The sequence below is a fragment of the Herpetosiphon sp. genome, from assembly GCF_003512625.1.
In the GTDB taxonomy this organism is placed as follows: Bacteria; Chloroflexota; Chloroflexia; order Chloroflexales; family Herpetosiphonaceae; genus Herpetosiphon; species Herpetosiphon aurantiacus.
In genome coordinates this window covers 6,640-17,152 of the sequence record NZ_DOPT01000009.1, presented here as the reverse complement: position 1 = coordinate 17,152, position 10,513 = coordinate 6,640, and the positions used below count along the sequence as shown (strand labels likewise).

Genomic DNA, 10,513 nt, shown 5'->3' with positions numbered 1-10,513 from the left:
CGGGTGTTGATGGTCGATTCAGTTGCAGCGGTTGCTGGTGGCGTGTTCGGCACATCATCGGTCACCACCTACATCGAAAGTGCGGCGGGCGTTGGCGAGGGCGGGCGCACAGGCCTAACCGCCGTGGTTACCGGGATTTTGTTCCTGCTAAGCATTCTGATCGCGCCATTTGCCGGAGTTGTGCCAAGCGAAGCGACCGCGCCAGCCTTGATTATCGTGGGCTTTTTGATGTGCGGCGGCATTCGCGAAATCGATTTTGGCGAGCTTGAAGAGGGCTTTCCCGCCTTGCTGACCATGACGATTATGCCATTCAGTTATAGCATCACCAACGGCATTGGCGCTGGCTTTATCAGCTATGTGGTGCTGAAATTGGCCTTGGGCAAGGCCAAGCAAGTGCATCCATTGTTGTGGTTCGTCGCCGTAGCCTTCTTGGTTTACTTTCTATTGCCATTGATCGAGGCGAAGATTTAGCCTTACCTCACCCCTAAATTTCGCTAAGACAGATAAGTTGAAAGCCTCGGCTTTATATTTCAAAATCGAGGCTTTCGGTAAATTATTTAGTTAATATATATGTTTTCACTCTTCTAATTTCACACATCAATATATTTACATTTTCTGTAAAAATAATAAAATCATTTTTATCATAAATAAATTCTTCTACATTAACCCCTTTATTTCTAATTGTTGTATGAAAATGCATTATACTATTCCTGAAAATCCTCAATATATCTTTATTATTAATTTTAATTTTTATATTATCATTTTTTGAAATTTCATCAATTAATTCTCCTATATAATGTTTCTCAAAATCCATATTTCTTAAGTCTTTGACATTATTTATTCTAAGTATTTTCCTCAGAGATGTCTCATATAAAAGAATTATCGAATAAATATAAACCTTAATTTTATCATTATTGTAATCAGAGAAATGAATAATACCGCAAAATTCACCATAGTTATAAACAAATAGAACTTTATTCTGTTTGAACTTACTAAGAGCTTGCTCACTAAACGCATCTAAATTTACATCGATTTTTAAGGAATCATCAAGGGTTATTTCTTCAAAGAAGCCTTTTTCACTCCTACAATACGCCTTATTATTAGGATCTTCAAGAGAAGGTAAATATTCAATATTTCGGTTTTTACAAAATTTTACACATTCATCTTCCATCGCTGGATCATAGAAAATTACTTCGTCGGCGGGAGTCATAATGTCGGCGATACGAACGCGCTCAATCATAGAACCTCCACATTGTTAATCATCACAACTAGTATAAGCTTTAGCTTAATTATTAATATCAGTCGCTAGCCCTATTAATCTCAAATAATACAAAAAAGCCCCTCTCCCAACAATTGGGAGAGGGGTTGCGGTGGGCGAATCTAGCCTGCGGCGTTGACAGTGGCCTTGTCGCCAGTTTCAATCAGATAAACGCTGCCTTTATGGGCTTTGGCCCGCTTTTTCACATCGGCGGCCAAATCGCCAAACTCGGCAAAGTGGGTAATTTGGTGGTTGAGACTCGAAACTACGCCAATCGAGATGCTGACAAACGGAAATTGCTTGGGATTACCCTCGCGGTCGTTTTGGCGAATAAAACCGCGTTGGCGCGATTCGATGTCGTAATACAAGGGCGCAAGCTGATCAAACTCGCGAATGATTGATTCGCAGATCGCTACAACGTTGTCGGGATGGGCTAGAAACACAAAATCGTCGCCACCAATGTGGCCGACAAAATCGCCAGCCGCTCCCGAACGTTCCACCGCGCCAGTGATAATTCGCGCGGTTTGGTGGATAATCGCATCGCCTTTGAGAAAGCCATATTGATCGTTGTAGGCTTTGAAGTGATCAAGGTCGCAGTAGCCAACCACAAATGGCTGTTTGCGATCTAAACGAGCAGCAATCGCCCGTTCAATCGCCCGATTGCCAGGCAACATCGTCGATGGGTTGGCGTTGCCTTCGACTTCGCGGCGGCGCAGCGAGGCACTGATTCGTGCTAGCAATTCGTTCCAATCAAAGGGCTTGGTAATATAATCGTCTGCACCAAGCTGAAAGCCGCGTACTTTTTCTTCGGGCTTGCCCAGCGCCGAAACCAGCATCAGCGGCGTGGTCGCAGTTTGCGTGCGTTCGCGCAACTGGCGCAACACCGTCCAGCCATCAATATCGGGCAACATCAAATCGAGCATAATCAAATCGAAAGGCTGGCGCATGGCTAAACGCAAGCCTTCCTCGCCGCTGGTCGTGACCGTAATCGAATAACCAGCGTTGGATAAGCCTTGGCTGACCACTTGCTGAATCTCTTGATCATCTTCGATTACCAAAAGCTCGGCGATGGTTTTTTTGCGGCTTTTGATCACCAACTCGCTGACCATGATTGGCAAACGATCCAAGGCTTCGTCTTTGCGGATGATTTGCAGGCGTGGGTCAAGCTCAAGTTTTTCGGTTTGCTTGGCCTCTAAGCCAGTGTAAATAATAATTGGAATATGCTTGGTTTCAGGGTCTTCACCCAGCACAAAGGCCACTTGTTCGCCATTGAGGTGGGGCAACATCAGGTCGAGAATAATCGCCACTGGTTGATAAGCCCGCGCCAAATCTAAGCCAGCCATGCCATCGGGAGCGGTTACCACGTTATAGCCCGATTGGGTCAAACGTGCGGAAACCACTGCGCGATAGGTTTGCGAATCTTCGATCAGCAAGACACACGGTTTGCTGGTGTCGATATCGGGCGGATATTTGGGTAAGGCCAAATTGGGCTGTTCGGTAGGCGTTTGAACTGGATGCTGTGGGCGCTGCGCCAGCACCTCATCGGGAATAATCACCTGAATGCCAGTTGGGTGATCAAACATATATTCTTGCAGCACATCAATCGCACTGCCCAAACGGGTTGCCGAGCGATTGAGCAAGCCCATCACCTCAGCAATTTGGGCCGAGTTGGCATTACTTTCAGCTAAATAACGCTCAAGCAACGCCAACCCCGCATTCAGCGTGGTCAGGGGTGTTGCAAAGCGGTGAACAAAACGAGAACGGCGTTCGTAGCTATCCATACAGGTATCTCCAGATGCCTCGCGCTTAGGGACGTTGTCGCTCAACCGAGCCGGAAGGGCGATCGCCTTGGTCTTCCATCAGCGCCAACTGACGGGCCACTTCTTCCACCGCCACCCGTTGTTTTCGATAAAAATCCGATTCGCTCATTGCGAGCTTATCTATAATCTCGCGTATCCGTAAGCCTTTGAGAAAGCGTAATTCTAAAATATTGTAAATCATCCATTCGGGAGCCGTTGGATCAAGTTGATCTTCAGGCCGAATGTTTTCGATCGCTTGGCGTAACACGCCTTGCAAAGCCCGCGTTGGGCTGCCACCTTGGGTATCGAGCAATTGGCGCACTGTGCGCAAATCGAGCAATGGGCTATCGCTCAGTTTTGGGCCACCCCAATAATGTGAAAGTGCATCCTTGACCAACTGTGGAAACTCAGGGTGCAAGGCCACATCAGCCAGCGCATCGTTTTTTTCGGTGACTGGCGTTTCAATTTCACTGGTTAATTGTAACAGCGAAGCGCTTTGGGGGGCTAGCCCACGCAACGAGCTAAATAGGTTTTGCTGCAATTGCATATGGGTTAGCGCCAATTCCATCTGATGCGCCAAGGTTGCAATTAACTGGCGAGTGGGAATGGTCAGTTGTTCTGGCCGACAACCAATCCCAATTGCGCCCAATAATTCCTGCTGGCTATTGTACAATGGCAACAAACAAAAGCCATCGCGAATGCTAAAATCCTCAACTTCGGGAATGCGATCGTTGCTGAAGGCCAAGTGGGGCAGATTTTGCAATAGCTCGTTGATATCATGAACATTCAAAAATTGCTTGATGGTGCGGCGCGGGCCACACGATGCTTGAACGGTAAAATGCTCGTCATTGGGAGCCAGCACAAAGCCTGATTCAACCCGCAACGAGCCACAAACCGCCACCAAGGTATTTTCGAGCAATTGGCGTAAATCTTGGCGGGTGAAAGCTCGCTCCTCGAAGCGGCGCATCCAACGCACTTCATCACTATCTTGGCGATAAATCAAGGTATCGACGGTTGGCCGAATTCGCCCAATAAAAATTGGCATCATCACCGTCATCAACATTACCCCAAAAATCGTGATCGTTGCACGCGGCAAGCCGGTGGCGGCACTGATCGGCTCAACCAATTGCAAACAAATAATCAAGGCTACGCCAACGAATGGCCCATATAATACATAACGTAAGAAATTATACTTAACCAAACGATCTGGCACAATCACCCCATGGAAAGCCACACTATAGGTCATGAGGGTCATCATCACTCCCACGCCGGTGGTGCTTGCGCCTAGTAGCATCAACGAAAGCCAGGATGGCACGCCCTTAGTATTGGCGGCGATAATCAAATAGGGAAATACACCCAGAAATGGGGCTAAAAAAGAAGTACTTAAATACCATAAGCGCCGCCGATTGGCCGGAGTAATCGAGCGCCGATGGGCTTGGCGAATACACCAAACCCCGAGCAAACACACGGTGACGAAATAGCTAATGAAGAACCAAAACAATGGCCCTTTGCCAAAGCCAACATACGGCTGACTTGGCACATCAATCACCAAAATGTTACTCGTCAGCGCGACCAGCCAAAAGCCAACACTAAATGTATAGAATAAAGGCAAGAGCACTCGCGTCCACATACGTGGATCACCCGTGCTACGAAGCAGAGATTCGGCAAAATGGTAGTAGGCCGCAGGCACAAGGCTAATACCTGCCCATTGAATGCGCCAAAGCACATGACGAGTAGCTTCGGTTTGCGCTTGACGTTGGAGAATTGCGCCCCCCAGCACAATCATCAACCCCACAATCAACAAACAAAACGAACGAGCTACCCCATTGCGCCAATTGTGCAGCGCAATATAGGCAAATAACGAAAACCCCACGACCACAATTGCTGCCAGCGTTAGGTCATTGGCTGCAAGCAAAAAATTAGTCCACGAAAACGCCGCCACCATACCTAAAGTTCCTAGCGATTGAGAATGTAGTCTGCGAATGTGGCCGCAGCAGTGCCGCCACCTGAATTATAGCATGGCGCGTCTAGGCGATTCTAAAGGGCTAATTTGAGCGCCGCCAACCATGCTACAATCCCCGCCACCAAACCTACGCCTAAAAGGATGTTTCGGTTGCGGGTCGAGGTGGGCGTATTTGATTGCATGACGCTAAAACAACCAAAGCTCATGCCTCCGCCCAGCAGCATTAAACCTGTCCATAGATCGCCAAAAATCGTTAATAGCAGCCCAGCCAAACCCAAAATTGCCGCAAAAATCAACAATAATTTCGAGCCAACCAATTGGCCTGGTACGCCGTTGGGATTATCATAGGGTGTGAGTGGCATAATCTTGCTCCTACCATGCAACAAGCACGGGGTAAGCCGTGCCTGCTGCGCGATTAATTAAGTTGGTTCTGCATTAAGCTTGCCAAGCAATCCGCAGTCGATTGTGTTCGTCGTAAGAATAATGAGCGAAAAATGGCGGATCATGTGGTTGCATGCTCAGCACTTTGGGCAACAGAATCGCTAAATCATCAACGAGATCGCTGGTTGGTAATTGCGCAGCTGAGTGCCATTCTAATGCTCCTTCGACGCTTGACACAATGTTTTGGTTCCTGGCCTCGGCAGTCCACACCGCCATCACAATCCCAACCTCAGCGCCGCTATCAATATGCACAATGCCAGCCAAACGCGGTTGCGCCACCGTCAAGCCAGTTTCTTCGTGAACTTCACGCAGGGTTGCACTGAGAAAATCTTCGTTACGCTCGATATGGCCGCCCACGCCATTTAAGCGATTGGGCCAAACTCGTTTGGTTGGCGCACCACGCAATAGCAACACTTGGCGTTCGGCTCCACTGCCAAAGGTCACAAAACAGAGCGTGCGTGGAATCGTCTGCCAACGATGCAAATTGTTATTGATGCCTTGATCTTCGCGACCCATACTGTTTGCCTACCTCGGTAATGCCCCAGTGCCACGCACTTTGGCCAAGCCCATCACGGCTTCTGCTAAATTCGCGTCGAGTTTATAGGCTTTTTCGTAGGCTTGCAAGGCATCGTTGTTTTTCTTGAGATCAAGGAAGGCTTGGCCTTTGCCGCACCACGATTGTGCATCGCGTGGGTTGACCTTCAACGCTTGATCGAAATAGTATAAGGCCTGCTTGGCTTGGTTTAATTCGAGCGAGGCATAGCCCATGCTGCGCCAGGTAACCGGATCGTTCGGGTCGAGCTTGGAAGCGTATTCGTAGGCTTGAAAGGCCTCTTTGGGCAAGGCCAAAGCGCTATAGACCCGACCACGGCCCAGCCAAGCCCGCCGCTCTTTTTTGTCCAAGTTTAAGGCTGCATCATAATCTTCCAAGGCTTCGCGCAATTGATACAGATATTCGTGCGATTCACCAGCAAGCCAGTGCAAACGAACTTCTTCATCGCGGCTTGGATTTAAAGTCAAGGCATGTTCATAGCTTTTGAGCGCATCGTTGTAGGCCAACAAGGCCACTTGGCTCATACCCAAATTGAGCCAATAGGTTGCGCGGCTGCTTTCAAGCTCGGTGGCTTGGCGAAAACATTTAACCGCCGCACTGTATTCGTGCAGCGACATATGCACAATCCCCTTGGCATTCAAATCGGCGGCTTGGGTTTCAAGGCTAATCGTCACGGTTGGCCGCGCCAATTCTTCGCCAAGGTGATATTTGCGCAGCCATTGCAAATCGTGTTCTAGCTCATCGAACGATTGATAGCGATCATTGGCTTTTTTGGCCAAACAGCGCAAAATCACATGATCACAGCCGCGCCGCAAATCAGGCCGTACTTCTGAGGGCGTTGGCGGCGGTACGTTACAATGCAGATGCGTTAATTCAGCAACGGTTGGGGCTTTGAACGGCAAATCGCCGATCATCATCTCATACAGCATCACGCCCATGGCATAAATATCGCTAGTTGTGCCCAACGGCGTGCCTGGTGCCCGTTGTTCTGGCGACATGTAGGGCTGCGAACCGCCAAACAAATCGCTGGCGTGGGTCACAATTTTCGATTCGTTGTGCTGCGAATCGTGGCCCCAACGAACTTTGGTTGAAACACTTGCACCTTGCGCCAAGCCAAAATCGGTGACTTTGGCGATGCCTTCGGGTGTAACCATCACATTATCGGGCTTGAGATCGCGGTGAATCAAATTACAGCGATCGTAGGCATATTGCATGCCCCAACAAATTTGGATGGCAAAATCGACAATGTGCTTGAAACGCAAGCGACCACGGCGCATCATCTCGCGCAGCGAAACCCCTGGCACAAACTCCATGACGATATGCGGACGGCCAGCGATGGTCACAATTCTGGTTGCTTCGACAATATTTGGGTGCGAACCAAGCCGCATCCAAACTTCGGCCTCACGGGTAAAATTAGCAATTGCGCTATCGACCCATGTAAATTTGGCTTGAAACGTTTTCATCGCCACGGTTTGCTCCGAGCGCAAATCGCGGGCGATGTAGACTAAGCCCATAAATCCTTTGCGCACATTGCGCACCAAATAGCGTTGGTCGATAATATCGCCAACTTTAAACTCAACGCCCTTTAAATTATCGGCATCATCAGAGCGCGAGAGGAGCTTATCGAGAATGGCCACTGCTCACCTCATTGATTGTGATTGGATTGATGGTCGCCGACTGAGGGTGAACGTTGATCACGGAGAATCGCTGCTGGCTGATTGCTCAAAGCATCAAGCACGCGCTCGCGATGTTTTGGCAGAAAATGCTCGGTTGGTAGCTGTTCGGGCGCAAACCACTGATGTTCCGATGATTCCTCAGTTATTTGCAACTCGCCGCCAAGCACATGACATTCGAAGGTTAACACCACCTCATGCTTTTGGGGCTTGGAATAGACCCCAACCAGCCGAGTTACCGCAACTTCTAGGCCTGTTTCTTCGCGCACCTCACGAATAATGCCTTCGCTGACACTTTCGTGGGCTTCAACACCACCACCTGGCAAATTCCACCAGCCGCTCTCAGCCCGTCGTGAAAGCAACACTGCGCCATTGGAACTAAAAATAATGGCAAATGCCGCAACCCGATGGCTCGGTGGATGGATCTTGGTCATCGTTGACGCTCCTAAAAACGAATAATGAATAATAGTCGTCGCAGACCAAAGCAATATAAAACCCAATGTCATAAACATTGGCTTAACACTATCATAACGTGGTGATCAAGAGGGGCAATTTAGGCCTTTGGTTGTTGATCCAAACTTTTGGCCAATAACATGCCTTGTAGTAGGATGGTTGCATCGGCTGCACGGCGTTGGCGGCTCAATGCTTGAATCGATTCTAACAAGGCGGCGTTAGTATCATTTTGTGCTTGTACTATCGGCACAATAAAATCACGGGTGGCCAAGCGTAGCAGGCCATTGCGAATCGCCCCTAACCAACGTTGCCGTGCTGGAATCGGCGCTGGTTCGACCTTCACTTTAGCACGAAGTTGGCGTTCAATCCATTGTAATTCGGTCTCGCCACCATCAGCGGTCTCATCGGGAAAAATATCCAGTTCGCTGATGACGGGCTGGGATTCATGGTTTAAAAAGGCCGATTGATAGGCCAAGTAGGCGATTTTCAGCGCTTGAATCTCGTCATCGCTGGCACAAGCCCGAATATGGCCCATCTCGGCAGGCAGCCATGTACGCATCAGCCAGGTATTGTTGAAGTATTTAAAAAGGTAGCGTAGCCGATTAAAATGGTACAGTTGCAAATAAACGGCGCTGCGATGGCCCACACTGGAGCCTTCGATATGGGTTGCGACTGCGCGGGGCGTGTATAGCACATCAAGGCTAGCACGCCGTAGGCGAGTACAAAAATCAACTTCTTCGTAATAGGCCGGGTAAAATTGCTCATCAAGGCCATCGAGCACATCCCAAGTGCTCCGCCGACAAGCAAAGGCCGCCCCAGTTACATAATCGACAGTTTCAAGTGCGTTGTATTGGCCATGATCATGCTCGCCAACCCCACGATGATGGCCTAAACCCCATGGCAAGCGCAAAACTCCGCCTGCATGTTGAATGGTCGTGCCATCGCGATATAACAATTTGCCGCCAACCGCACCAACGCTCGGCCAACGCTCCAACGGCGCAATAAGCTGCTCAAGCCAATCGGGCTGTACAATCAAATCGGGGTTAGCCAGCACAATATATTCAGCCGAGGTTAATCGAGCGCCTTGATTGCAACCACCTGCAAAGCCCAAATTGGCTCCGGTTTGCACAAAGCGCACTTGAGGAAATTGATTTTTGACGATCTTGGCCGTTGCATCACGCGAGGCATTGTCAACTACCACCAATTCGCTGGGCGCAGGATCAAGCGCCAGCAACGAGCTGAGGCAATCGCCAATATAGCGGGCGTGGTTGTAGGTTACAACAATAATTGCAGCATCAATCGTCACAGAAGCAACCTCATCGCTTTGAATCCGTTGGTAGCAAGCTGGTTTGCCAGGTTTGCACAGCGCCAGCCGCTCGCAGTTGTTGTTGAATATAACTGGCGCGTTCAGCCGGAACGAGTGCTAGCATAATTCCCCCCCAGCCAGCCCCCGACATTTTGGCTCCCCACGCCCCAGCCGCTAAAGCTGTTTGCACCAAATAATCAAGTTTTTCGGCTGAAACGCCCAGGGTTTGCAATAATTGATGATTTTGGCTCAGCAATTGGCCAAATAGTTCGGCATCATTGCCAGCCAATGCCGTTTGAATCTGGCGTACTAAATTGCCAACCGCCACAAATTGGCGATTATAAAGCTCCGGATCGGCCAACCAGCGCTGGCGTAAATCGCCGACGACGGCTTTGGTTTCGCTGGCGATGCCGCTATCAGCCACCACAAAATGCCATTGATTACCAACTGCTAACGGCGCAATCAGTGGTTCACCTTGGGTTTGGCGTTGAAACAAAATTGGTTGTTCGTAGGCTACAACGGTGTTATCAATGCCTGAGGGAGTGCCATGAAAAGCTTTTTCGCTCTGATAAACCAGATCGGAAATAACTTGGGCCGAAAGTTGTTGGCCTGCCTGTTCAGCTAAGGCACGGACTAAAGCTGCGCCAACCGCTGCCCCGCTGCCCATCCCGCTAGCAATTGGAATACTAGAACTAATGGTCAAGCGCAAATCTGGTTCTGGCAATTGTAAATAATCTAAGGTGCGCTGGGCCAAATCGCTCAACGGTGCAGTGGCCCGCAAACGCCAAACCAAGCCTAAATCTGGCGCATGCACGGTCATGCCCGCGCCGCGTGGGGCTGGTTCGACGGCGACGCTTGCACGTAAGGCGGCAATCGGCATCGCCAAGGCTGGTTGGCCGTAGACCACGGCATGTTCGCCAGCTAAAATAAGTTTTCCAGGCGCACTATTCATTGCACGTATTATAGATCGAATATCTTAATATGCTGTGTGACTTATGGTTTGCAAACGAATGATACAATTTGCGCTATTCGATTGATTGCCAGCAATCACCACCCTTCCGTCCCGC

At 49.3% G+C, this 10,513-nt stretch carries 10 protein-coding genes; 1 reads left to right on the top strand and 9 read right to left on the bottom strand.

The window, feature by feature from the left end; translation table 11 throughout:
* Positions 1 to 471, top strand: a 471-nt coding sequence (locus DEF47_RS01730) for an NCS2 family permease (protein WP_287044933.1), incomplete at its 5' end; no start/stop codon positions are given.
* A gap of 82 nt (positions 472 to 553) precedes the next feature.
* Here DEF47_RS01730 and DEF47_RS01725 read toward each other — a convergent pair.
* The 9 genes from DEF47_RS01725 to mvk all read right to left on the bottom strand — a co-directional run bounded on the left by DEF47_RS01725 (position 554) and on the right by mvk (position 10,398).
* Complete coding sequence (locus DEF47_RS01725; RefSeq protein WP_041304846.1) at positions 554 to 1,240, bottom strand: hypothetical protein; 687 nt, start codon at positions 1,238 to 1,240, stop codon at positions 554 to 556.
* A gap of 140 nt (positions 1,241 to 1,380) precedes the next feature.
* Positions 1,381 to 3,039, bottom strand: coding sequence for a response regulator (locus DEF47_RS01720; RefSeq protein WP_012191832.1), 1,659 nt, complete (start codon positions 3,037 to 3,039; stop codon positions 1,381 to 1,383).
* Positions 3,040 to 3,064: 25 nt separating this feature from the next.
* The gene (locus tag DEF47_RS01715; RefSeq protein WP_012191833.1) at positions 3,065 to 5,002 is read right to left on the bottom strand and encodes a histidine kinase N-terminal 7TM domain-containing protein; all 1,938 of its coding nucleotides are present in this window, start codon (positions 5,000 to 5,002) and stop codon (positions 3,065 to 3,067) included.
* 92 nt (positions 5,003 to 5,094) lie between these two features.
* Positions 5,095 to 5,382, bottom strand: a complete 288-nt coding sequence (locus DEF47_RS01710; protein ID WP_012191834.1) for a hypothetical protein — start codon at positions 5,380 to 5,382, stop codon at positions 5,095 to 5,097.
* A 73-nt stretch (positions 5,383 to 5,455) separates the two neighbouring features.
* A complete protein-coding gene (locus DEF47_RS01705) occupies positions 5,456 to 5,977 on the bottom strand; it encodes an NUDIX hydrolase (RefSeq protein ID WP_012191835.1) in 522 nt (173 codons plus the stop codon).
* A gap of 9 nt (positions 5,978 to 5,986) precedes the next feature.
* Positions 5,987 to 7,651, bottom strand: a complete 1,665-nt coding sequence (locus DEF47_RS01700) for a serine/threonine-protein kinase (protein ID WP_012191836.1) — start codon at positions 7,649 to 7,651, stop codon at positions 5,987 to 5,989.
* An 8-nt stretch (positions 7,652 to 7,659) separates the two neighbouring features.
* Complete coding sequence (locus DEF47_RS01695; protein ID WP_012191837.1) at positions 7,660 to 8,121, bottom strand: NUDIX hydrolase; 462 nt, start codon at positions 8,119 to 8,121, stop codon at positions 7,660 to 7,662.
* Between the two features lie 119 nt (positions 8,122 to 8,240).
* Positions 8,241 to 9,446, bottom strand: a complete 1,206-nt coding sequence (locus tag DEF47_RS01690) for a glycosyltransferase family 2 protein (RefSeq protein WP_012191838.1) — start codon at positions 9,444 to 9,446, stop codon at positions 8,241 to 8,243.
* A 10-nt stretch (positions 9,447 to 9,456) separates the two neighbouring features.
* Entirely contained in the window at positions 9,457 to 10,398 is a 942-nt protein-coding gene (gene mvk, locus DEF47_RS01685; protein WP_012191839.1) for a mevalonate kinase, read from the bottom strand.
* Between the last annotated feature and the right edge of the window lie 115 nt (positions 10,399 to 10,513).

What these genes read in the sequence shown, in the direction of transcription:
- DEF47_RS01720 (WP_012191832.1), bottom strand. Translation starts at nt 3,039, where the DNA reads ATGGATAGCTACGAACGCCGTTCTCGTTTTGTTCACCGCTTTGCAACA.
- mvk (WP_012191839.1), bottom strand. Translation starts at nt 10,398, where the DNA reads ATGAATAGTGCGCCTGGAAAACTTATTTTAGCTGGCGAACATGCCGTG.
- DEF47_RS01715 (WP_012191833.1), bottom strand. Translation starts at nt 5,002, where the DNA reads ATGGTGGCGGCGTTTTCGTGGACTAATTTTTTGCTTGCAGCCAATGAC.
- DEF47_RS01710 (WP_012191834.1), bottom strand. Translation starts at nt 5,382, where the DNA reads ATGCCACTCACACCCTATGATAATCCCAACGGCGTACCAGGCCAATTG.
- DEF47_RS01695 (WP_012191837.1), bottom strand. Translation starts at nt 8,121, where the DNA reads ATGACCAAGATCCATCCACCGAGCCATCGGGTTGCGGCATTTGCCATT.
- DEF47_RS01725 (WP_041304846.1), bottom strand. Translation starts at nt 1,240, where the DNA reads ATGATTGAGCGCGTTCGTATCGCCGACATTATGACTCCCGCCGACGAA.
- DEF47_RS01705 (WP_012191835.1), bottom strand. Translation starts at nt 5,977, where the DNA reads ATGGGTCGCGAAGATCAAGGCATCAATAACAATTTGCATCGTTGGCAG.